Annotated in this window: 20 protein-coding genes; 17 read left to right on the forward strand and 3 right to left on the reverse strand. The window is 68.0% G+C overall.

What is annotated here, in order from left to right:
* The first annotated feature begins 139 nt into the window (after positions 1-139).
* Positions 140-1,318 (forward strand): serine hydrolase domain-containing protein, encoded by a 1,179-nt coding sequence (locus tag ROV93_RS10360; RefSeq protein ID WP_072167712.1) that lies wholly within the window; start codon positions 140-142, stop codon positions 1,316-1,318.
* Positions 1,315-2,499, forward strand: coding sequence for an MFS transporter (locus tag ROV93_RS10365; RefSeq protein ID WP_072167713.1), 1,185 nt, complete (start codon positions 1,315-1,317; stop codon positions 2,497-2,499). Before ROV93_RS10360 ends, ROV93_RS10365 begins: the two co-directional genes overlap by 4 nt.
* A gap of 274 nt (positions 2,500-2,773) precedes the next feature.
* Here ROV93_RS10365 and ROV93_RS10370 read toward each other — a convergent pair whose 3' ends face one another.
* Positions 2,774-4,390, reverse strand: coding sequence for an EAL domain-containing protein (locus tag ROV93_RS10370; protein WP_072167714.1), 1,617 nt, complete (start codon positions 4,388-4,390; stop codon positions 2,774-2,776).
* 228 nt (positions 4,391-4,618) lie between these two features.
* On the opposite strand from ROV93_RS10370, the gene cycA reads away from it, so the two are divergent.
* Both cycA and ROV93_RS10380 read left to right on the forward strand, forming a co-directional pair.
* Positions 4,619-5,992, forward strand: a complete 1,374-nt coding sequence (cycA, locus tag ROV93_RS10375; RefSeq protein WP_072167715.1) for a D-serine/D-alanine/glycine transporter — start codon at positions 4,619-4,621, stop codon at positions 5,990-5,992.
* A 211-nt stretch (positions 5,993-6,203) separates the two neighbouring features.
* Positions 6,204-6,980 (forward strand): lytic transglycosylase domain-containing protein, encoded by a 777-nt coding sequence (locus ROV93_RS10380; protein WP_072167716.1) that lies wholly within the window; start codon positions 6,204-6,206, stop codon positions 6,978-6,980.
* Between the two features lie 97 nt (positions 6,981-7,077).
* Here the strand turns inward: ROV93_RS10380 and ROV93_RS10385 are convergent, their stop codons facing one another.
* Complete coding sequence (locus tag ROV93_RS10385) at positions 7,078-8,598, reverse strand: tetratricopeptide repeat protein (RefSeq protein ID WP_072167717.1); 1,521 nt, start codon at positions 8,596-8,598, stop codon at positions 7,078-7,080.
* Positions 8,599-8,765: 167 nt separating this feature from the next.
* Here ROV93_RS10385 and ROV93_RS10390 point away from each other — a divergent pair, with 167 nt between their 5' ends.
* Complete coding sequence (locus ROV93_RS10390) at positions 8,766-10,847, forward strand: gluconolaconase (RefSeq protein WP_072167718.1); 2,082 nt, start codon at positions 8,766-8,768, stop codon at positions 10,845-10,847.
* Here ROV93_RS10390 and ROV93_RS10395 read toward each other — a convergent pair.
* On the reverse strand, positions 10,825-11,232 hold the full coding sequence (locus tag ROV93_RS10395) for a YciI family protein (RefSeq protein ID WP_049413606.1): 408 nt from the start codon (positions 11,230-11,232) through the stop codon (positions 10,825-10,827). The genes ROV93_RS10390 and ROV93_RS10395 overlap by 23 nt on opposite strands.
* A gap of 210 nt (positions 11,233-11,442) precedes the next feature.
* On the opposite strand from ROV93_RS10395, the gene ROV93_RS10400 reads away from it, so the two are divergent.
* The 12 genes from ROV93_RS10400 (at position 11,443) to ROV93_RS10455 (ending at position 23,428) form a co-directional block, all read left to right on the forward strand.
* On the forward strand, positions 11,443-11,856 hold the full coding sequence (locus ROV93_RS10400; RefSeq protein WP_032953878.1) for a YciI family protein: 414 nt from the start codon (positions 11,443-11,445) through the stop codon (positions 11,854-11,856).
* Positions 11,857-11,923: 67 nt separating this feature from the next.
* Positions 11,924-12,346 carry a VOC family protein gene (locus ROV93_RS10405; RefSeq protein WP_061478615.1) on the forward strand — a complete coding sequence of 141 codons (423 nt, stop codon included), beginning with the start codon at positions 11,924-11,926 and terminating at the stop codon, positions 12,344-12,346.
* A 33-nt stretch (positions 12,347-12,379) separates the two neighbouring features.
* On the forward strand, positions 12,380-12,790 hold the full coding sequence (locus tag ROV93_RS10410) for a VOC family protein (protein ID WP_005415091.1): 411 nt from the start codon (positions 12,380-12,382) through the stop codon (positions 12,788-12,790).
* Positions 12,791-12,812: 22 nt separating this feature from the next.
* Complete coding sequence (locus tag ROV93_RS10415) at positions 12,813-13,169, forward strand: DUF1428 domain-containing protein (RefSeq protein WP_032128771.1); 357 nt, start codon at positions 12,813-12,815, stop codon at positions 13,167-13,169.
* Between the two features lie 45 nt (positions 13,170-13,214).
* On the forward strand, positions 13,215-14,477 hold the full coding sequence (locus ROV93_RS10420) for a sigma-70 family RNA polymerase sigma factor (RefSeq protein ID WP_072167719.1): 1,263 nt from the start codon (positions 13,215-13,217) through the stop codon (positions 14,475-14,477).
* Positions 14,478-14,583: 106 nt separating this feature from the next.
* Positions 14,584-15,780 carry a hypothetical protein gene (locus tag ROV93_RS10425; RefSeq protein ID WP_312539645.1) on the forward strand — a complete coding sequence of 399 codons (1,197 nt, stop codon included), beginning with the start codon at positions 14,584-14,586 and terminating at the stop codon, positions 15,778-15,780.
* On the forward strand, positions 15,771-16,871 hold the full coding sequence (locus ROV93_RS10430; protein ID WP_061478618.1) for a hypothetical protein: 1,101 nt from the start codon (positions 15,771-15,773) through the stop codon (positions 16,869-16,871). The genes ROV93_RS10425 and ROV93_RS10430 overlap by 10 nt, the downstream gene beginning before the upstream one ends.
* A 100-nt stretch (positions 16,872-16,971) precedes the next feature.
* The gene (locus ROV93_RS10435) at positions 16,972-17,649 is read left to right on the forward strand and encodes a hypothetical protein (RefSeq protein WP_005415096.1); all 678 of its coding nucleotides are present in this window, start codon (positions 16,972-16,974) and stop codon (positions 17,647-17,649) included.
* 16 nt (positions 17,650-17,665) lie between these two features.
* Positions 17,666-19,321: a CsgG/HfaB family protein gene (locus tag ROV93_RS10440; protein WP_072167721.1), complete on the forward strand. Its 1,656-nt coding sequence runs from the start codon at positions 17,666-17,668 to the stop codon at positions 19,319-19,321.
* A gap of 248 nt (positions 19,322-19,569) precedes the next feature.
* Complete coding sequence (locus ROV93_RS10445) at positions 19,570-21,219, forward strand: M28 family metallopeptidase (RefSeq protein WP_072167722.1); 1,650 nt, start codon at positions 19,570-19,572, stop codon at positions 21,217-21,219.
* A 189-nt stretch (positions 21,220-21,408) separates the two neighbouring features.
* Positions 21,409-22,668: a histidine kinase gene (locus ROV93_RS10450; RefSeq protein WP_072167723.1), complete on the forward strand. Its 1,260-nt coding sequence runs from the start codon at positions 21,409-21,411 to the stop codon at positions 22,666-22,668.
* Entirely contained in the window at positions 22,658-23,428 is a 771-nt protein-coding gene (locus ROV93_RS10455) for a LytTR family DNA-binding domain-containing protein (protein WP_088496427.1), read from the forward strand. Before ROV93_RS10450 ends, ROV93_RS10455 begins: the two co-directional genes overlap by 11 nt.
* Positions 23,429-23,457 lie beyond the last annotated feature (29 nt).

The raw sequence follows: 23,457 nt of genomic DNA on the forward strand, positions 1-23,457 counted from the left end.
GGCAGCCCTTGCGACCTTGCAGTTCCGGGCATCATGCCGATTGCGGACTGCACGGTCCATGATGCCCGGAGCGGCAACCGGCTTTTTGCGTCGCGTCGTGCTGCCTAACGTGGCGGGCCTCTCCACACGGATCACCGCGATGAATGCCGCTCTTTCCCTTGAACCTGCACCGACGCTGCCTTCGGTGCAGCGGCTGCTGCAGCAGGTCCACCCGCTGCGCCTGGTCGGCGCGGTGGTGCTGGTGCGCGAGCACGGCGTGCTGCGCCATGCCAGCGCGACCGGGCTGGCCGATCGCGAGTCGGCCAGGCCGATGCAGCGCGATCAGCTGTTCCGGCTGGCATCGGTCAGCAAGCCGTTGCTGGCCACGGTGATCCTGCGCCTGGTGGCCGAAGGCGTGCTCGACCTCGACACACCGGTACAGCGCTGGCTGCCGGACTTCCGCCCGGCGCTGGCCGATGGCCGCACGCCGCCGATCAGCCTGCGCCAGCTGCTCAGCCACAGCAGCGGGCTGGGCTATCGCTTCCTGGAGGCGGATGCGGTGGGGCCCTACGCGCGCGCTGGCGTCAGCGATGGCATGGACGCCAACCCGCTTTCCCTGGTCGAGAACGTACGCCGGATCGCGCAGGCGCCACTGCTGTTCGAGCCGGGCAGCCAGTGGCTGTACTCGTTGGGCGTGGACGTGGCCGGTGCGGTGGCCGAAGCCGCGACCGGTGAAACGCTGCAGGCGCTGTTCCAGCGTCTGCTGGCTGCCCCGTTGCGCCTGCGCGATACCGCGTTCGCCACGCGCGATGCCGCACGGCTGGCCACGCCGTATGTGAGCGACACGCCGCGGCCGCATCGCCTGCAGGAAGGGGAGGTGGTCGCGCCGTTCGAGGGCACGGTGGGCATCGAGTACAGCCTTGCGCGTGCCCTCGATGCAAGCCGTTTCGCTTCGGCCGGCGCCGGCCTGGTGGGTACTGCCGATGAAGTGATGGCGGTGTTGGAGGCGCTGCGCGACGTACAGCGCTCTGGCCTGTTGCCACCCGCGCTGGCGGAGGAGATGGCCAGCCCGCAGGTGGGCGAGCAGGGGCCGCCGGAACCGGCCGGCTGGGGCTTCGGGCTGGGCTTTGCGGTACTGCGCGACGCCGCCGCCAGCGGCACACCACAGCGCGAAGGCACCTGGCGCTGGGGCGGTGCCTACGGGCACAGCTGGTTCGTCGACCCGTCGCGTGGGCTGAGCGTGGTGGCGCTGACCAACACCCTGTACGAAGGGATGGATGGCGTATTCGTCGATGACCTGCGCGATGCGATTTATGCCGACCTGGAGACCACGCGATGAGCGGCCATGCCATCGATGCCGCCAGTCCGGCCGGCGAGGCCACGCGCCTGCCGTGGGCGGGCCTGCTTGCCTTGGCCGGCGGCGGCTTCATCACCCTGTTGACCGAGACCCTGCCGGCGGGTGTGCTGCGGCCGATGGGCGAAAGCCTGGGCGTGAGTGATGCGGCGGTCGGCCAGCTGGTGAGCGTGTATGCGCTGGGTTCGGTGATGGCTGCACTGCCCATGACCGCGCTGACCCAGCGCCTGCCACGGCGTCCGCTGCTGCTGGCGGCCATCGCCGGCTTCGTGGTGGTCAATACGCTGACCGCGTTGAGCAGCAGTTACGCGCTGATCCTGGCTGCGCGCTTCCTGGCCGGTGTGAGCGGTGGATTGCTGTGGTCGCTGGTGGCCGGTTATGCCGCGCGCATGGTGGTGCCGTCGCTGCAGGGACGGGCCATCGCGGTCGCGATGGTCGGTTCGCCGCTGGCGCTGTCGCTGGGGGTGCCGGCAGGGACGCTGCTGGGCCAGCAGATCGGCTGGCGCTGGGCGTTCGCGCTGATGAGCGTGCTGGGTCTGCTGCTGCTGGCCTACGCGCGCTGGGCGTTGCCTGCGCTGCCGGCCGCTGGGGCCGGGCAACGCACTTCGCTGGCGACCGTGTGGCGCCTGCCCGGTGTACGCAGTGCGCTGCTGGTGATGGCGCTGTACGTGCTGGCGCACAACGTGCTCTACACCTACATCGAGCCGCTGGCGGTCGATGCGGGTGCCGGTGCATGGCTGGACCGGCTGCTGCTGGCCTTCGGCATGGCGGCAATTGCCGGCATCGCGATTGCCGGCTGGGGCGTGGATCGCCACCTGCATGCGCTGGTGTGGGCGGCGGTGATCGGCTTCATCGTGCCGGTGCTGGCCTTGCTGGTGTGGCCCGGCATGGCGAGCGCACTGCTGCTGGCGACGATCCTGTGGGGCGTGGCGTTCGGCGCCGTGCCGACCCTGTTCCAGACTGCCTTGGCACGGCGCGCCGGGGCCGCTGCGGACCTGGCGCAGTCGATGCTGGTGACTGGCTGGAACCTGGCCATTGCGGCCGGCGGCGTGGCAGGCGGCGTGCTGCTGCAGGCCAGCGGCCCACGCCAGCTGGGATGGCTGCCGTTGCTGCTGCTGGCGGTGACCGCCGCGTGGCTGCTGGCACGGCCGAAGGCCTGGGCGTAGGCGCAGGCCAAACGTTACGGAGGGGGCGGCCAGTGGCCGGCACTGCCGTGGTCCACGCCATCCACGCATGGCGTGGATCTACCGAGCGCAGCGACCCGCGTTTGCCTTTGCTTTCGCTTTCTTCCGTTGATTCCGTGGCGGGACGCCGCCGTACTATGTCCGTGGCCGGGTGGGTGGGTTGCGCAGGACGCCCAACCCCGGTCTTGCCCACCCGGCCCCACCTGATGGATCCACCGGGCGCGATCCGCCACGAGGGGCTCCGCCGTTCGCCGTCCTACTCCACTCCCTCACGCTCGATCGGCACGCTGCGCGGGTTCTGCATGTGTTCGCGTGCAGCGCCGTACTGCTGCTGCCGCTTCTGATGGAAGGCGACGAACTCATCGCGCGGCAGCGGCCGCGAGAACAGCCAGCCCTGTCCGAATTCCACATGCCGGCTGTGCAGATAGGCCAGCTGCGCTTCGGTTTCCACGCCCTCGGCCACCACCCACAGGCCCAGCTCCTTGGCCATGTCGATGATGTGCGGCGTGACCGGGCTGGTGGCGCTTTCGGTGCCGATCGCATCGATGAATGATTTGTCGATCTTCAGTGCATCCAGTGGCAGCTGCTGTAGGTATTGCAGGCTGGAGAAGCCGACGCCGAAATCATCGATGGCCACGCTGTGGCCGGCGCGGCGGGCGGCGGCGAGCATGGTGCGCGCGCGGTCCAGATCGAGGAAGCCACGTTCGGTGGCCTCCATCCAGATCTGCTGCGGCAGGATGCCGCTGCCGGCCATGTGCCGGGAGATCATCTTCAGGGCGCGACCGCTGCTGATGTCTTCGGCGGCGAGGTTGATCGCGATGTGCGCGCTGCGGTCGGCGACCAGCAGCTCGCGCATGTCGCGCACCACGTTCTCGATCACCAGGTCGGTGACGTCGGCGATCATGCCGGCCTCTTCGGCCAGCGGAATGAACAGGTCAGGGCGCACCTGGGTGCCATCCGGGCGTTGCCAGCGTACCAGCGCCTCGGCGCCGACGCAGATGCCGGTGTCCAGTTCGATGATCGGCTGATAATGCAGGTACAGCTCGCGGCGGCGGATGGCGGTAGCCAGTTCGCCGCGCAGGGAAAGGCGGCGCCGCGACAGCCAGATCACCAGCCCGGCGCCGGCGGCGGCCAGCAGCAGGCCCACCGGCACGTACAGCCAGGCCTGTTGGCGGAAGGCCGCAGCGAGCGCGGTGCGCGGTGTAGTGGCGACGGCCAGCCATTCCTCGTTGCGCGCGGTAGCGAACAGCGTGGTGTGGTCCAGGCCTTCGCCCGGGTCGCGCAGCAGTGCCTGCAGCAGGTCCGGATCCAGGCCGGGCTGTTTGGCCAGCAGGCGTCCATCGGGGCTGGCCAGTGCCAGCCGCACATTCGGGTCGGCGATGACATCGACGAAGCGGCGTGGGTCCACCAGAGCGTCGTAGGACCCATACAGGATCGCCAGCACCTGGCGTCGCCCGCTGATTTCCGGGCGCACGTCCACTGCGATGCCAGCGCCGTCGCTGGTGACGTGGTCCGGCCTGGGCTGATCCACATCCGACAGGAACGGCCCCCAGGAGGTGCAGCGCAGCTTGCCTCCTTCGAAGTAGCCCATCTGGTCAATCGATGGGGTGGTCATCACCAGGGTCTGCATGCGCCGGATGTGCTCGGGGCTGCAGGACACGTAGGCACCGGCTTCGGCGGATTTCAGCGCCGCCAGCGCCTCCTGGTAGGACAGGTCGGAGCGGCGCAGGGTGCGATCGGCGATGTCGCGCAGGCGCTGCTGTTCGACGCTGACCGCGCGGTCCCAGGTGGCGTAGGCCATGACCGCGATCGGCACCGCAGCGGCCAGCAGGGCCAGTGCGGTACCGCCGATGATGACGCGCAGGCGGCTCATGGCCGGGGCTCCAGCGGGGCGGGCGGGGCAGGGCGCATGGTCGGGCCGGTCCTTGGGCAGATGCGGCTATCTCAGCATGGCACCGGGCCGGGCGGAATGGGATCAATACGGTATTCGGTCACATTGTGGTGAAAGCGGCCTGCTTTGACGCAATGGGGCCGTCTGGCGCTGGCGCTCGGCGTCGCGGAGGACTACCGTCGAACGCTTCGCCCGCCCCTTCCCGCGCCCATGACCGAGCCCGCCACGCCCCCCGAGCACCTGCGCCGCAGCCTGTCCAACCGCCACCTGCAACTGATCGCCATCGGCGGTGCCATCGGCACCGGCTTGTTCATGGGCTCGGGCAAGACCATCAGCCTGGCCGGCCCGTCCATCGTCTTCGTCTACCTGATCATCGGCGCGATGCTGTTCTTCGTGATGCGTGCGATGGGCGAGCTGCTGCTGTCCAACCTGCAGTACAAATCCTTCATCGATTTCTCCACCGACCTGCTCGGCCCGTGGGCCGGGTTCTTCTGTGGATGGACCTACTGGTTCTGCTGGATCGTCACCGCCATTGCCGACGTGATCGCGATTGCCGCCTACGCACAGTTCTGGTTCCCGGGGCTTGAAGCCTGGAAACCGGCGCTGGCCTGCGTGATGCTGCTGCTGGCGTTGAACCTGGTGACGGTGAAGCTGTTCGGTGAAATGGAATTCTGGTTCGCGCTGATCAAGATCGTGGCGATCTGTGCGCTGATCATCACCGGCGCCGGTCTGGTGGCGTGGGGCTTCACCTCGCCGAGCGGCCACACCGCGTCGCTGTCGAACCTGTGGAATGACGGCGGCATGTTCCCGATGGGCCTGGTCGGTTTTTTCGCTGGATTCCAGATTGCGGTGTTCGCCTTCGTCGGCATCGAGCTGGTCGGCACCACCGCCGCCGAAACCGCCGACCCCGAGCGCAACCTGCCCAAGGCAATCAACTCGATCCCGGTGCGCATCATCATCTTCTATGTGCTGGCGCTGATCGCGATCATGGCGGTCACCCCGTGGCGGCAGGTGGTGCCGGACAAGAGCCCGTTCGTGCAGCTGTTCGTGCTGGCCGGCATTCCCGCCGCCGCCAGCCTGATCAATTTCGTGGTGCTGACCTCGGCCACGTCCTCGGCCAACAGTGGCATCTTCTCCACCAGCCGCATGCTGTACGGCCTGGCCGAAGAGGGCCACGCACCGCGCGGGCTGTCGAAACTGTCGCGCGCTGCGGTGCCGGCCCGTGGCCTGCTGTTCTCGTGCCTGTGCCTGCTGGGCGGCACGCTGCTGATCTACCTGATTCCGAACCTGGTGACCGCCTTCACCCTGGTGACGACGCTGGCCACGGTGCTGTTCATCTTCGTCTGGTCGCTGATCCTGGTGGCCTACGTGGCCTATCGCCGTCGCTACCCGGAGCGCCACGCTGCCTCGATCTTCAAGATGCCCGGCGGCGTCGCCATGTGCTGGGCCTGCCTGGTGTTCTTCGCCGCCGTGCTGGTGCTGCTGAGCCTGCAGGTCGACACCCGCCAGGCGCTGATCGCCAGCCCGGTGTGGTTCGTGCTGCTGGGCGCGGGGTATTGGCTGCGCCGGAGGGCCGCGAAGTGATCCAACGTCTCCGTTCCATCGATTGATCCATCGTCTCCAGAGAGTTTCATCCACGCAGGGCGTGGATCTACTGTCAGCCGCAGGAAATCGGCCGCTGCCGTTGCCGTTGAGGTTGCCGGCCAGCGGCCGGCACTACCGCGGGTGCAGGGCGCAGCCCTGCCGACCCCCGTTCACCCGACATTCGCGGGCGCGGCCGGATCATCCGGCCGCCATGTCCCATCGACCTCTCCTGCTTGTACTGGTGCTGCTGCCCACCCTGTGGCCCGGGATGGCTGCCGCGCGCACGGTCTATCGCTGCGTGCAGGGCAACACCGTCAGCCTGGCCACCGCACCGGAGCCGGGATCGCGGTGCACGCCGAAGGAGATCGACGACAACGCCATCCAGGCCCCGAACCTGTGGGGCAACATGGGCGTGTTCAGTGGTGTGCTGTACGAGCGCGAGCAGGACGGCGTGCTGGTCTATTCCACCCGCAACCTGCCCGGCTCGCGGGTATTCCTGAAGTTCACCGTGGCCACGCCGCCGGGCGAGCCGGCGCACGAGGGCCTGGGCAAGGTCGGCACGCCGCAGCTCGCGCAGCACGCCAGGCAGTTCAAGGCCGCGGCCAAAGCTACCGGCGTCGACGATGCCTGGCTGCGTGCGATCGCCCATGCCGAAAGCAATTTCGATCCGCTGGCGGTCTCGACCAAGGGCGCACAGGGCGTGATGCAGTTGATGCCGGAGACCGCACAGGAATATGGCGTGCGCGATCCGTTCTCGCCACAGCAGTCGATCGAGGGCGGCGCGCGCTACATGCGCGCGCTGCTGCGCCGTTACAACGGCGATCGCCCGTTGGCGGCGGCTGCGTACAACGCGGGCATCGGTGCGGTCACCCGCTACAAGGGCGTGCCGCCCTACGCCGAAACCCTGGCCTATGTGGACAAGGTGATGGCGCTGTACGCGCGCTACCGCGAAGCGATGGGCATCCGCACCGAAGTGCCAGCCCGCTAGCGGACGGTGCTGCCTGCACGTGGCGTTGTAGAGCCGAGCCAATGCTCGGCTGCGCCAATTGCAGCCGAGCATCGGCTCGGCTCTACACAAAAGCCGCTCAGCGCGAGGTGGAAGTGCTGACCAGGTCGTAGCGCTCGATGCGGCCGACGCGTGCCACTTCGGCCTGCACGTCGGCACGCTGCTTGAGTGCACGCCACGCGGCATCGATGCGCACATCGCCCGGCAATGACGGATAGGTGCGCATGTCCTGCAGGCTGGCCAGGGTTTCACCGCGTTCAACCGGCGAGCGCAGCTGTTCGATCAGGACGGCGGCGGCACCGTCCAGGTCGCCTTCTTCCAGCAGCATTTCGCGGTGGAACAGGCGGGCATCGTCGCGCTGGGCCAGGATCACCGCGCGTGCTGCATCGCGCGCCTTGGCATCACCGCGCTCGCGGGCGGCGGCAAACTGCAGCAGCGCCTGTGCGGCCTTGCCGTAACCGGCGAGGCCCGGCATGTCATTCACGGCCTGCGCAGCGTCCTGCATGCGTCCCAGCGAACTGAACACGAAGCCGACATTCATCTGGTGCTCGACACCATCCGGGCCGAGCGCGCCGATGCGGGCGGCCTGCTTCGCCGTGGCCAGTGCCTCATCGGTGCGGCCCAGCCGGCGCAGTGCGGTGAGCCGGCTGTTGAGCAGCCAGGCCACCCATTCCGCTTCTGTGGCGGCAGGCGATTCGCCGTTGCTGGCGGCAGCGGCCATGCCCTCGGTCAACGACAGCACTTCCTCGTTGCGGTCCAGCATCAGCAAGGTGGTGCTGAACTCGGCCATGCGCGCGTCCAGTGCGCGGTCGAGCAGGCCGGAAACACGTAGTTCATCGAGGTGGCGCTGTGCCGCCTGCACTGGATCGAAACGCGCGTCACCGCGATCGACATAGCGATCGAAGCGCTTGTCGCTGCGCAGGCGGATGATCTCGGCCGGGCTGTCGATGCGCGCCAGCGTGGCCGGAATGCTGTCGCCACGGCCGTTGTCGGCCTGCAGCGTGGCCAGCGCCAGCCACAGCCCGGTGGGTTCCAGGCCGCCACTCTTCCAGCCGTTGTCAAACAGCGCCTGCAGCAGGTCCATGCGCTTCTGCGGCTGGTCACGCAGGCGGTACTGCAGGTAGTTGACCGCGTGGTGATCGATCGGCAGCGGCGCGTCGGCGTGCCGCAGTGCCTTCACCAGCAAGGTGGTGGCTGCGGCCGGCTGGTTGTCCGACAGTTCCACCGACACCAGGGTGAGCAGGATCTGTGCATCCTCCGGCAGGGCCTCCTGCGCCCGCTGCAGGTAGCGGCGGGCCTGATCCGGCTTCTTCTGCATCAGAGCGGTCCAGCCGGCGACCTGCGAGGCGCGGCCGCGACGCTCGGCATCGAAGTCGTCCAGCAAAGGATCCTCCATCAGCCGCTCCATGCTGATCAGTGCACCCAGCGTGTTGCCGCCGCGTGCCTGCTGGATGGCTTCATCCCAGCGCGTGGCGTACGCCGCGTGTACTGCATCGGCGGTGGCCGATGGCTTCTGCGGGGCCACCGTGATCGAAGCGGAGGCGGGCGCACTGGCCAATGCGGCCAGCAGCAGTGCGGTGAGGGGGAGAGCGCGGGGCATGGAGAATCTCCATCCGTGGGAACCGCATTGAACCTGCTACGGCCAGCGAGGACAAGCACGACGAAGCGAATCCTGGCCTTCAGCCGCATGATCGGCCGTGGCGGATCGCACGCGCAGCGTCTATTGTCGGTGCCTCTTCAAGCAGCAGGCAGAGGCAGCGCAACACGATGGCACGGTGGCAATGGATGGCGGCAGGGGTGGCGTTGGCAACGGCGGTGGGCTTGGCTGCAACCTGGTGGGACACCCCGCTGAAAACGCTGGCCGGCCCTGCCGGCCCGGTGCCCACGCCCTTGGCCTGGACCGCGCAGATCGAGCCGCTGGCGGGTGATGGCCACCCCGGTGACCGCGACGGTGCGTCCGCGCAGGCGCGCTTCGCCGACCCGTATGCACTGCTGCGCGGCAGCGATGGCAGTGTCTATTTCACCGATGCCGGTGACAACAACCGGATCCGCCGCCGCCTGCCCGATGGCCGCGTTGAAACCGTGGCCGGGCAGGGTGAGGGCCGTGTCGATGGCCCTGCGCTGCAGGCCAGCTTCAATACGCCCTCGGGCATTGCCGGCGATGCGCAGGGCAACCTGTACGTGGCCGACACCGGCAACCATGCGATCCGCCGCATCGGCACCGATGGCCAGGTGACCACGTTGGCCGGTGGCGAACAGGGCCACGCCGACGGCCCGGCCACGCAGGCCCGCTTCGATGCACCGATGGGCGTTGCGGTGGACGCGCAGGGCCAGGTCTACGTGGCGGACACGTTCAATGACCGCATCCGGGTGATCGGTACCGATGGCAGTGTGCGCACTCTGGCTGGTGGTGATCGGCCAGGCTTTGCCGATGGCGTGGGCGCCGCTGCGCGTTTCGATACGCCAGTGGCGCTGGCCTTCGACGCGCAGGGTGCGTTGCTGGTGGCCGATCTGTTCAACAACGCCGTGCGCCGGGTGGGGGCCGATGGCACGGTCAGCACCGTGGTCGCCGCCGGTGGCGTGATCAATGGGCCGCTGTCGCTGGCCACCACCCACGACGGCGTGCTGTACGTGGGTGATCTGGATGGCCGCATCGTGCAGGTGACGCCGCAGGGCCACCAGATCGCGCTGGTCGGCAATGGTCGCCTGCCGCGCCTGGCCCGCCCCAGTGGATTGGCGATGGATGCCGATGGCAGCGTGCTGGTGGCCGACGCCGCAGGCTACCGCCTGCATCGCCTGCGCCCGCTGCCGGTGGGCGAACTGCCGGCACCGGCACTGGTCGGCCCGGCCGCTGATGCCGCGCTGCCGAAGACGGGGGGCCGTTGGCCGCTCGCACCGCAGGACGGCTGGCACGAAGTGGTCGGCACCCTGGGCGAAGTGCGCGGCAACTTCAGCGGTGAGAGCCGCCACCACCTGCATGGCGGCTTCGACGTGCGCGGTGATGTGGGCCAGACCGTGCTGGCGATTGCCGATGGCAAGATCAGCAGCCCGGTGGCGGCCTGGAACCTGGGCGAGCAGGCCGAGGGCCTTGCGGTGGACCGCCTCAAGTACATCCACATGCGCGTCGGCCGCACCCCGCGCGATGTGCCGTTCGACGCGCGCTGGCAGGCGCTGTACGACGAGCAGGGCAAGCTGCAGCGGATGCGCGTGCGCCGTGGCATGCGCATCCACGTGGGTGACCGCCTGGGCAGCATCAACAACCAGGCGCACGTGCACCTGGCGGTGGGCACCGGTGGTTTCGAGACCAATGCGGTGGCGCTTGGCTTCCATAACTACGCCGATCACTTCGCACCGCGCATCACTGATGTAGCACTGCTGGACGACAACGACCAGCCGATGGCCGCAGGCAGCGATGGCGTGGTGATGGTTGCGCGGCAGGGGCGTGGCGTGCAGATCGTGGTGGAGGCCTGGGACCAGGTCGACAACAATCTGCCACGACGCCGCCTGGGCATGTACCAGGTGGGTTACCAGATCCTCGATGCTACGGGACAACCGCTGCAGGGCTACGAGCAGCCGCGCTGGAACATCGTGTTCAACCGCATGCCGCCGCAGCGGGAAGCAGTGCGCGTGGCCTACGCACCGGACAGCGGCATCACCGTGCATGGCAGCGCGGTGACCCGGTTCCGCTACCTGGCCACCAACACCGTGCGTGATGGCCTGATGGAAACCGGACGCTGGCAGCCGGCGGCGTTGCCGCCGGGCGAGTACGTCGTGCGCGCCAGCGTGCGCGACTACAGCGGCAACGAAGGCGTCGGTCCGCGCGAGATCAGGGTACGGCTGCTGCCATAGCCGCAGCCGGGGCGCCGCAGCGTTCGCGCTCGGCGTCCATGTCTTCCAGCGGCCGCACTTCGATGCTGCCGAAGCGTGCCCACGGGAAATCGCGGGCGATGCGCATGGCGTCGTCGCGGTCGCGCGCTACGATCAGGTTGAAGCCGGCCAGCAGTTCGCGGGTCTCGGCGAAGGGGCCATCCAGTACGCGGCTGTGGCCATCACGCACGCGCAGGGTCTGCGCGGTGTCGACCGGCTGCAGCTTCTGTGCGGCCAGCAGCGTGCCTTCGGCCTGCAGTTTGTCGGCGTGGGCCAGGCAGTCGCGCATCAGCGCGTTGAATTCTTCGGTGGGCAGGGCCTGCAGCAGGGCAGGCTCGATGTAGATCAGAAGCAGGTACTGCTGCATGGCATGGTCCTGGCGGGGGCGGGTGCCCATGATCGCGCAGGATTGCGCACGGGCATGTTGCAGCGCGGGAAGCGGCGCCTTCGCCGACCCTCGCCGAAGGCGCGCTTTCCGCGGAAGAAAAAAAATTTCCAACAGACGTGTCGATTCCCAGTCCCCTGGTTCGTTGTACCCAGTGAAGGGCACGCACCGCGCGTCCCACGGGAGACCAAAATGAAAGTGATGGTGATCGTGAAGGCCAACGCCGACTCCGAAGCCGGCCGCATGCCCAGCGAACAGGAACTGTCCGAAATGGGCGCCTTCAACGAACAACTGGTGGCCGCCGGCATCATGCTGGCCGGTGAAGGCCTGCACGCCACCCAGCGCGGCCGTCGCATTCATTTCGGCGCCGGGGCACCCAAGGTCGAGGCCGGTCCGTTCGGTCCTGCCAGCGAACAGATCGCCGGCTTCTGGCTGTGGGAGGTGCGGTCGCTGGACGAGGCCGTTGAATGGGCCAGCCGTGCGCCGTTCGGCGAGGGCGGCACGCTGGAACTGCGTCCCCTGATCTCCGCAGAAGACTTTGGTGAAGCCTTCACCCCCGAATTACAGCAGCAGGAACAGCGTCTGCGTGCACAGCTGGAAGGCTGACCCGATTCCTCTCCCAACCGGGCACGCCCCGGCACTACCACCCTGAACCGCACAACGGAGTATTGCCATGAGACTGATTCCCTTCCTCGGCTTCAGCGGCCAGGCCCACGAGGCAATGGCGTTCTATGCCAAGGCACTCGGTGGCCAGGTCACCTCGGAAATGAAGTACCGCGACATGCCGCCCTCCGATGGCTCGCCGGGCTGCAACGAAATGCCGCCGGAAACCCTCGACCACGTCGCGCACAGCCAGCTCGAGATCGGCAACGCCATCCTGATGGCAGCCGACGGCCCCGGCGGCGGCGAGGGCGGCTCGACCACCATCAATGTCGATGTCGACAGCATCGAAGAAGCCGAACGCGTGTTCGCCGCGCTGGCCGAAGGTGGCCAGGTGCAGATGCCGATCGGCGAAACGTTCTGGGCACATCGCTGGGGCATGCTGATCGACCGTTACGGCAAGCCGTGGATGGTCAACTGCATGAAGCAGCCCTGATCCCGCCTCTGTCATCCACAAGGAGCTTCAACGATGAGTGCACCACAACCGCAGATGATCTTCGTCAACCTGCCCGTGCAGGACCTGGAGAAGTCCAAGGCGTTCTTCACCGCGCTGGGCTACAGCTTCAATCCGACCTACACCAACGACGACGCGGCCGGCATGGTCATCAGCGAAAGCATCTACGTGATGCTGCTGACCCAGCCCTTTTTCCAGCAGTTCACCAACAAGCCGATTGCCGACGCGCACACCCACACCGAAGTGATCAACGCACTCTCGGCACCCAGTCGCAAGGCCGTTGACGAGTTGGTGGACAAGGCCCTGGCCGCCGGCGCCAGCGAACCGCAGCCGGCGCGCGACTACGGCTTCATGTACCAGCGTGGCTTCCAGGACCTGGACGGCCATCTCTGGGAGATCGCACACATGGACGGCGAGCCGGGCTGACGGCCGCCGCAGGAGAACCCGCATGGCTTACGTGGACGCTTACGTGCTGCCGTGCCCGCAGGACAAGGTGGCGGCCTACCGCCGCCTTGCCCGCAAGGCCGGCGCGGTGTGGAAGGACCATGGCGCGCTGCAGTACATGGAATGCGTGGCCGACGATGTGGAGCCGGGCAAGAGCACCTCGTTCCCGCGCGCGGTCAAGGCGAAACCGGGCGAGACGGTGATCGTCGCCTTCGTGGTGTTCCGCTCGCGCGCGGCACGCGACCGCATCAACGCAAAGGTGATGGCCGACCCGCGACTGGCGTCGCTGGGCCCGAAGGACATGCCGTTCGATACGAAGCGCATGTTCTGGGGCGGCTTCAAGCCGATTGTTGAAGCGTGAGCTGCGGCGCTTGTGCGGGCCGGGCCTGCGTGCTGTGATCGGCGCATGCTCGAGCCCGCACTGACGCAGCGTCTGGAAACCCTCTGGCGGATGGAGTCGCCAGTGCTGATCGCGCGCCTGGCGCGGCTGCTCGGTGGCGATGTCGGCCGTGCCGAGGAACTGGCCCAGGACACCTGGCTGGCCGCGCTGGAGCGTTGGCCGGAGCAGGGCATCCCGGACAACCCCGGAGCCTGGCTGATGACCACCGCGCGCAACCGTGCCATCGATGTGCTGCGCCAGCACCAACGTGTGGCTCAGCAGCACGCGCAATGGGGCGAGGAACTGCATCCGGCGGCGCTGCCGGCACCCGATGACAGCCAGGCGCTGGAGGACGACCTGGGCGATGACCTGCTGCGGCTGATGTTCGTGGCCTGCCATCCCGTGCTGCCGGCCGATGCGCGCGTGGCGCTCACCCTGCGCCTGCTCGGTGGCCTGACCACCGTGGAGATCGCGCGCGCGTTCCTGCAGCCGGAACCGACCATCGCCCAGCGCATCGTGCGCGCCAAGCGCACCCTGGCGCAGAAGCAGGTGCCCTATGAAGTGCCGCGCGCGGAGGCGATGCCGGAGCGCCTGGCCTCGGTGCTGGAGGCGATCTACCTGGTGTTCAACGAAGGCTATGCGGCCAGCGCCGGCGACGACTGGATGCGCCCGACGCTGTGCGAGGAAGCGCTGCGGCTGGCCCGCATCCTGGCCCATCGGTTGCCGGTGCCGCCGGTATTGGGCCTGCTGGCGCTGATGGAGCTGCAGGCCTCGCGCGCAGCGGCGCGGGTGGACGCGCAGGGCGTGCCGGTGCTGCTGGACCAGCAGAACCGCGCACGCTGGGATTGGCTGCAGATCGAACGTGGGCAGCAGGTGCTGGCGCGTGCGCTGGCCGCGGGTGGTGGCGACGATCCCTACGTGCTGCAGGCGCGCATTGCGGCCTGCCATGCAGCGGCGCGCCGCCCCGAGGATACCGATTGGCCGCGCATTGCTGCGCTCTATGCACAGCTTCTGCAGGTGCAGCCTTCGCCAGTGGTGGCATTGAACCGGGTGGTGGCGATCCTGCGCAGCGACGGTCCCTTTGCCGCCTGGGCGCAGCTGCAGCCCTTGCTGGTCGACGCGCGCCTGCGTGACTACGCGCCGCTGCAGGTGGTGCGTGGCGAGCTGTTGCAGGCACTGGGGCGCGAGCAGGATGCGCGTGACGCTTTTGGCGAGGCGGCTCGGCTCAGCCAGAACCAGGCCGAGCGCGGACTGTTGCGGCAACGGGCGGGCCTGCCCCCCACGGACTGAGCCGACAAGGACAGCACTTGTCGCCGCGCGCCTTAGCGGCTATGTTTCGCGCCCAGCGGACGCATCAGCGCCCGCATTCCGTGCGTATTGACCGAGGAGCGGTTGGATGTATTCAAGGACGAAGAGCGCATCGCGCGCTTTTGCGCGCCTGCTTGCCTGTGCCCTGTGCCTGGCCGTATGGCCGATGGCCGTGCAGGCCGCGGACAAATCGCAGCAGGCCTATTGGGCCGGTTTTGCCTATACCGCTGACGCCGCCGCCGTGCAGGCGACCACCCCACATGCGCATGCGGTGCTGGAACGGCGTGGCCTGATTCCGCTGAACCAGACGCTGGCGCAGTCGCTCAAGCGCCGCGAACCGGCCCATCTGGAGCTGATCGACCAGCCGGTGGCGATGCTCGACGGCACCACCAGCGCCACCGTGCTGGCCGCCGCGCTGGACCGCGAACTGGCCTCGGTCGAGCCGATCGGCGACCAGTACAAGGTGCTGGTGGAAGTGGCGCTGCAGGCGTTGTTCTTCGACTTCCGCGAGCGCCAGGTGATCGCGTCCTATCCGCTGACCCTGCAGCGCATCGACGTGCAGGATTACCGACCGGACAACGACGATATCGACGCGATCGTCGCCGATCTGCTGTATGGCGGCGCCGATACCAGCCTGTCGCAGGTGCTGGCGGCCAGCCTCGCCCAAGCCAGGTTGCCCGACGCGGCGGTGCGCCGTCTGCAGGTCGGTGGTGTAACCCTGTCCGACGCGGTCCGCGCCAAGCTGCCCGACCCGAAGTGGGAAGCGCCGCTGCGCGCCACCCTCGCCCATGAACTGTCCAAGACGCTGTCGTCCAACACCGGCGTCGGGCTGCTGCCGCCGGCCTCGGGCCAGGCGATCGGTGGCGCGATGGCTGCCCGCTTTGCCGACGGCAAGGTCTACCAGCTGAAGATTCCCGAGCCCGACTACGTCATCAACCTGCAGGTCGATGCACTGAAGAGCGGTGTGATCGAGGAAACCCCGGCGATGAAGACGATGCTGTTCGGCGCCTTCTTCACCGCCAGGGTGACCGAGCCGTTCTCGGGGAAGGTCTATTTCGAACAGCCGCTGCGCAAGGGCGCCACCAAGGTGGTGCCGGCCACGCAGTGGCAGGTCGACCAGTGGTCGGCCAGCTACGAAACCCTGCTGGCCGGGCTCGACGCCTTCGCCGGCGCCGCCGCCAAGCGTGCCGATTCGCGCGCCTGGCTGGACGAACAGAAGCCGGGCGGCCGCCCGTTGCAGCAGCAGACCCAAGCCCTTCAGGAGTTGATCAAGTCATGTCGTTGATGCGTACCATCCTGCTCATCCTCATCGCGCTGGTGGTGGCCTCGCCGGTCGCTGCGCAGACCGCGAGTTCGCGCGGCACCGGCTCGGCCAGCTACGGCCTGCGCCTGAGTGCCGATACCCGTGCCCAGGCCCTGAACAAGGCCAAGGTCAATGCCCTGGAGGCGTACATCGCCGAAACCGGTGCGGCCAAGCTGCGCCTGTTCGAAGCGCGCCGCGCCGAGTTCATCGGTGAGATCGACCGCTACGTGCTCAGCGCCGTGCCGCTGTCGGACACCGAAGACAAGAAAGCCAAGACCTACACCGTCACCGTCCGTGCCGAGATCAACACCACCCTGCTGCAGACCAAGCTGGATGCGGGTTCGGCCGTGGCCGGTGCCACCGCCGCGCAGCGCTCGCTGCTGACCTTCCTGTTCATGGCGCGCTCGCAGGACACCGTGCAGTCGTTCCAGGACAAGGAATACCGCCGCGTCGACGCCAGCAGCAGCTACAGCGAGAACACCCGTGAGGGCGACAGCTTCCGCGGCAACTCGGTCAGCACCAACGGCAGCATCAACCAGAATGGTTCGGTGTCGGTCACCAGCGGCGGCAGCACCACCGCGCGCGCCGACAACATCACCTGGAAGGTGGCCAACGCCGCCGAGGTCAACACCGCGATGACCGGGGCCTTCAGCGCCGCGGGCTACGAAGTGGTTGAAGCCGAATACGTGGAAGGCGAATCGCGTGGCCTGCTCAGCATCGAGCGCATCCGCAAGGACTTCAGCACCGGCAACGACCTGGCCCCGGCCACCCTGCGTGACACCGCCAACGGCATCCGTGCGGCCAACATTCCGTACATCGCCGTCGGCACCCTCGACATCGGCATGCGCGACCGTGATCCGGCCAGTGGCAACACCCGCGTGTTCGTCACCGTCACCGGCAAGGTGCTGGATGTGACCGGTCGTTTCCCGCGCACCGTGTCGTCGGTCGGCCCGGTGCAGTTCTCCGGCACCGGCCCGAATGAAACCGTGGCCCGTACCAATGCCCTGCAGCTGGCTGCCGAAAAGGCCGCCCAGCAGATGATCAACGAACTGAACGTCAAGGCGGTCCGCTGATCCGCCGCCCCGGTGGGTGCCGAGCGCGCTCGGCATCGCCCCGGGGCTCACCGATTCCCCACGTGCCGCACCGCGGCCGTCTCTCCCAAAGGACTCTCACATGATCCGCAATACCGCTCTTGTCCTGGCCATCGCGGCCGCCACCCTGTCGATGCCGGCGCACGCTGGCCTGGGCAAGCTGAAGGACCTGGCCGGCGCCGCCACCGGTACCTCCAGCAGCAGCGCCTCCAGCGCCGCCGCACCGGATGAAGCCGCGCAGGAAGCACTGGTGCGTCGTTTCGTCAGCTCGCAGTCGCACTCGCTGCAGGCCCAGACCTCGTTCGCCCGTGCCTTCGGCCTGGCCGAGCAGGTGCAGCTGCTGGAAGCCGAGCGCCAGGCGCTGTCGTCGGGTTCGGTCAGCGTCGATGCGATGAAGAAGTCGGTGTCGGTCAGCGAAGCCGCTCAGGCCGCGATCGACGAGCGCCAGGCCGCGCAGCCGGAGCTGAACGCTGAATCCAAGCAGCACTATGCCGAAGGCCTGGTCTCGCTGCTGGCGTCGGCTGCCGAAGCGCAGAAGCTGGGCGGCGAAGCCAGCAACTTCACCGCCGGCATGAAGAACCTGGGCGCCACCCAGATGGCCACCGTCGGCCGCAAGCTGGCTGCCGGTGCATGGGTGGCCAAGGAATCGCCGGGCTTCATCCAGGGCCTGTACGGCTCGACCAAGTCGGCCGTGACCTTCGCCAAGAAGAGCAAGGTGAAGGTGCCGTCGAACGCCGATTCGATGCTCGACTCGATCTGATCCGAGGATCAACCCCATGCGTACGACCTCCCGTTTGATCGGCCTGGGCCTGGCTGCCGTGCTGCTTGCAGCCTGCGGCAAGCAGGACACCCCGGCCGCCGATGCGCCCACACCCGCCAAGGACAAGGCAACCAGTGCACTGGCCAGCAATGCGCCAGTGGAAGCAGCGCCCCTGCGTGGCACGCCGGATTTCGGCGGCACCACCCAGGTCGCGCGCGAGGCCGACGGCATCGGCAGCACCCCGGAACTGGCGGTGCTGGCGGCGCTGCAGTCGGCGGTGGCGCAGGTCAACGGCGTACGCGTGGCCAGCCAGATGCAGAGCCTGCGCGCAGGCCTGCATGTGGACGTGGATGATGAACACGTCGGCGATATCCGCGCCGACGCGTTCACCCAGCAGATGATCGCCGGCTCGCAGGGCGCGGTGCTGGGCTATGAAATCCTGTCGCAGGACGAAGTGCGGCAGCTGGACGAGGAAACCATCGCCCGCGTGCGCGCCAGCGATGAAGGCTGGAGCTTCAAGGGCTCGGCCTCTGCCAGCGCCTCTGGCGAAGCCACGGCCAAGGGCGGCGGTGCCTCGGCCAGCGTCAGGGAAAGCTACGACGAGAAGGTCAGCGTCGATGCCAAGCGTGGCGCAAGCTCGTTCGATTCCGACGTGACCCACCGCAGCATGCGCAGCTACTGGAAGGTACGCGTGCGTGCCCAGATCGCCCAGTACCGCGCACCGGACGAGCAGGGCAAGCCGAAGATCGTGGTCGCGCTGCCGCGTACGAAGGCCGGCAGCTATGCCGTGGGCGATGGCCGCGTGAGCGCCGATGAAGTGGCCGACGCGATCCGCGCACGCCTGTCCGACACGTTGACCCATACCCAGCGCTTCATCGTGCTGGATCGCGAGTTCGGCGACGAACTGCAGGCCGAGATCGACCACATCAACAGCGGCAACGTGCGTTTGCAGGACACTGCCCGCGTCGGCCAGCAGCTGGCGACCGACCTGATCCTGATCCCGACCATCGAACGCTTCGAGTACCCGCGCAGCGTGCGCAACCTGCGCATGTCCGACCGCCAGGTGACCTCGTATTCCGGTGGCGGCCGCATCACCCTGCGCCTGATCAACGCCACCACCGGCCAGGTGGTGATGTCCGACAGCTTCGACCACCAGTTGGCCTCGACCGGCCCGAGCACCCTGCCGCGTGTGGTCAACGGCCGCAACATGGCTGCGGCGATGATGGAATCGCTGTCCGGCCAGATCGGCACCAGCATCGTCACCACGCTGTTCCCGGTATCGGTGGTGTCGGTGGACGGTGATCAGGTGGTGCTGAGCCAGGGCGGTGACACCGTGCAGGCCGGCCAGCGCTGGCAGGCCGTGCGCCTGGGCGAGGAACTGAAGGACCCGCAGACCGGCCGTTCGCTGGGCCGCAGCGAACACCCGTGCTGCACCATCCGCATCGACCGCGTGGCTGCGCAGACCTCGTACGGCACCATCGAAGATGGCGTTGACGCGATGCGCGGCGGCTTCCGTCCGGGCCAGATCGAACTGCGCCAGAAGCTGGGCAGCAAGCCGGCTGCCGCCGCTGCTGGCGCAACGGCCTCGGCAGCACCGGCTACCGCCGCGCGCCCGGTGGCCAAGCCGAAGCCCAAACCTGCTGCCGCCCCGGCCGAAGACCCGAACTGGTAACACGCCCAAGCGACACACAGATGGGGTCAGAACCCTTTCCTGCCGGGAAAGGGATCTGACCCCTTCGTGTTTCCGTTCGTGTCGACCAAGGTCGAGACCCCACCAACAGCAGCCGGACCCACCCCGCCTACCCTCAGGAAACCAGCTTTTGCTGTTGCTTCGGCTGTTGCCGTTGTTTCGGCAGGCGCAGGGCGCAGCCCTGCCGAATCCCATTACACTCCAGAAGGATTTCCCTGCTGGAGAGAGCAATGAAACGAGTGGTACTGGGCGTGCTGGCCCTGTCGGTGTCGAGCGCACTGATGGCGGCCACCCCGAAATTCGATGGCGCGCGGATCTCCGCCGACGTCAAGGAACTGGCCTCCGACGCCTACGAAGGCCGCTCGCCGGCCACCGCCGGCGAAGAGAAGACCATCGCCTATCTCAGCAAGCAGTTCGCCGATGCCGGGCTGCAGCCGGGCGGCGACCTGAAGGACGGCAAGCGCCTGTGGACCCAGGCCGTGCCGCTGCGCAAGGGCGACATCGTCGGCACACCGCAGCTGGCGCTGCACCAGGGCGGCAAGACCGTTGCGCTGGAGCAGGGCAAGCAGATTGCCGTGCGCGCCGCCATGAACGGCGCCAGCAACGTCGACATCAGCAAGGCCCCGCTGGTGTTCCTCGGCTATGGCGTGAAAGCGCCGGAGCGCAACTGGGACGACTTCAAGGGCGTGGACCTGAAGGGCAAGATCGCCGTCGTACTGATCAACGATCCGGACTTCGAGACCGGCCAGGGTGATTTCGACGGCAAGGGCATGACCTACTACGGCCGCTGGACCTACAAGTACGAGGAAGGCGCGCGCCAGGGTGCACTGGGCGTGCTGATCGTGCACGAGACCGCACCGGCCTCCTATGGCTGGGCCACCGTGGCCGGTTCCAACACCAACACCATGTTCGACGTGGTGCGCGACAACCCGGCCGAAAGCCACCCGCTGCTGGAAGGCTGGATCCAGCGCGACCTGGCGGTGGAGCTGTTCCGCTCCGCCGGGCAGGACTTCGAGGCGCTGAAGAAGAAGGCGCAGCAGCGCGACTTCACCCCGGTGCCGCTGACCGGCGCCAGCCTGGACGCGAAGTACGCGGTGAAGACCGAAGTGATCACCTCGCACAACGTGGCCGCACGCCTGGAAGGCAGCCGCCACCCGGACGAGACGATCATCTACAGCGCGCACTGGGACCACATCGGCGTGGGCGAGCCGGACGCGCGTGGCGACCGCATCTTCAACGGCGCACTGGACAACGCCAGCGGTACCGCCTCGCTGATCGAGCTTGCCCGTGGCTTCGCCAAGGAAAAGCGCCCGGAGCGCTCGCTGCTGTTCCTGGCGGTCACCGCCGAGGAAAAGGGCCTGCTGGGGTCGGAGTACTACGCCACCCATCCGCTGTACCCGCTGGAAAAGACCGTGGCGGTGATCAACATGGACGGCATGGCGCCGTTCGGCCCGTCGCGTGACTTCGGCATCTACGGCGCCGCGCGTTTCGAGCTGCTGGACCAGCTGAAGGACGTGGCCAAGGGCTGGGATATCCGCTACACGCCGGACCCGAAGCCGGAAGCGGGCCTGTTCTTCCGCTCCGATCACTTCCCGTTCGCCAAGCGTGGCGTGCCGGCGCTGTCCTGGTCGGCCGGCCAGGACTGGGTGGACGGTGGCGTCGCCGCAGGCAAGAAAGCCTCCGAGGACTACACCGCCAAGCGTTACCACCAGCAGGGCGACGAATGGCAGCCGGACTGGGTGTTCGCCGGTGCCGCCCGCGACCTGGAAGTGCTGTACACGCTGGGCAACCAGCTGGCCAACTCCCGTGCCTGGCCGAACTGGAGCAAGGACGAGTCGTTCCGCGCCGTGCGTGACGCCAGCGCCGGCCAGCGCAAGTAAGAAGCACCGGTAGTGCCGGCCGCTGGCCGGCACTGCTGCCAGGTTTGCGGACATAACGGGATGCCGGCCAGCGGCAGGGCACTACCAGAACGGCTTCCATCCGCACTTTCCGGCCCTTCGTCGCAGGCCGCTTGCTTGCCCGGCCGGCCGCCCTATGCTCGGCTCACCCCCTTCCTCCAAGGCGCCGCCGTGTTCGCCAGCCTCTCACTCCTGTTCCGTCACCTGCTGGCCTGGGCTGCGGCGCTGTTCGTCGCTGGCATGGTCTGGAGCGGCATCTTCAGTGGCATGAACGATGGCCCGGGCTGGATTTTCGGCCTGCTGGCGATGTTCCTGATCATTTCCGCGCTGGGCAGTGCCATCACCCACATCCGCCGGGTCTGGCTGGTAACCGGTCGCCTGGACGCCACCACCCTGTCCGGTCGCCAGCGCCGCCAGATCGAACTGCCGATGGACGCCGGCCACGCCTTCTCGGTGGTGGAGGCGGCAATCTCCGAACTACCCCGCGTGGAAGACGTGGAAAGCTCGGCCGGCAGCCTGCAGGTGCGCGCCTATGTGCGCCGGGTCGATCTCTGGAATGGCCGCCAGCCGTCGCGCTGGAACCTGCCTGCGCGGCTGGCGATCAAGCGCAACAGCGTGCTGGCAACGGTCACGCCGGGGCAGGGCACCAGCACCGTTACCCTGCTGTTCGAACCCGATGCCGGCTGGTGGGCCGACCTGCTGGCGCTGGACGAGGGCAGCAACTTCGAGAACGCTGAAGCAGTCACCCGTGCGATCAGTCGCCGCGTCGCCGACCAGCGCCGCGACGAACAGGCTGCGGCCGAACAGACCCAGGTGGAAAAGGAACTGTCGGTGGCGCGGCTGAACCTGCTGCATGCGCAGGTGGAACCGCACTTCCTCTACAACACGCTGGCCAACGCGCAGGTATTGACCCGCACCGACCCGGCACGGGCCGAGCAGATGCTCGGCCACCTGATCCAGTACCTGCGCAGCTCGTTGCCACAGGTGGACGAATCGGTGTCCACGCTGGGCGTGGAGCTGGAACGCACCCGCGCCTACCTGGAGATCCTGCGCATCCGCATGGGCGCACGGCTGGCGGTGGAAGTGCAGGTGCCCAGCGAACTGCATGGCGTGCACCTGCCGGCGATGGCGCTGCAGACGCTGGTGGAAAACGCGATCAAGCATGGCCTTGAACCCAAGCCCGGCGGAGGCACGATCTGGATCCTGGCGCGCGGCTTCGATGACCACGTGACGGTGACCGTGGCCGACGATGGGCTCGGCTTCGGCCAGGGCACCAGTGGTACCGGCATCGGCCTGAAGAACCTGCGCGAGCGCCTGCGCCTGACCTGTGGTGAGCAGGCCGGCGTGGCGATCGTCGCCAACTTCCCCAGTGGCGTGGCAGCGACCATGACCCTGCCGCAGTCGCACAAGGAGCGCAGCCATGCCGCTTGAGGCACTGATCGCTGAAGACGAAGAACTGCTGCGGCAGTCGCTGGTGGAGCAACTTCGCCGGCTGTGGCCGGACCTGAAGCTGGTGGCCGAGTGCGAGGACGGCGCCAGCGCGCTGGAGCAGCTGGCCGAGAAGCAGCCGGACATCGCCTTTCTCGATATCCGCATGCCTGGCATCAGCGGCATCGAGGTGGCACGCGCGCTGTCCGAGCTGAGCCCGCGCACCCAGGTAGTGTTCGTCACCGCCTACGACCAGTACGCCATCGATGCGTTCGAGCAGGGCGCGATGGATTACCTGTTGAAGCCGGTCAGCGACGAGCGCCTGCTGGCCACCCGCGAACGCATCCTGTCGCGGCTGCCATCGACGCGCCAGGACGATGCCGTGCTCGAGCGCCTGCTGCAGCGGCTGGGCCCGTCGCAGGGCGCGGCCGAGCGCCCGCCACTGGCCTGGATCACCGCCAGCAACGGGCGCGAGACGCAGCTGATCATGCTGGAAGACGTGGCGTACTTCCGCGCGGACAACAAGTACACGACCGTGGTCACCGCCAGCGGCGAAAGCCTGCTGCGCACGCCATTACGCGAGCTGCTGGAAGTGCTCGATGCGCAGCACTTCCGCCAGATCCATCGTTCGACCATCGTCAACATGAAGGCAGTGGCGGCGGTCAGCCGCGACGATACCGGGCGCGGCGTGCTGCGCCTGCGCGGGCGCACGGAGACGCTGGTGGTCAGCCAGCCGTTCATGAGCCTGTTCCGCGGCATGTAGCCGCAGCCGCATCCCCCTGCACCGAGGAA

Source organism: Stenotrophomonas maltophilia group sp. msm4 (genome assembly GCF_032025605.1).
Lineage (GTDB): Bacteria > Pseudomonadota > Gammaproteobacteria > Xanthomonadales > Xanthomonadaceae > Stenotrophomonas > Stenotrophomonas sepilia.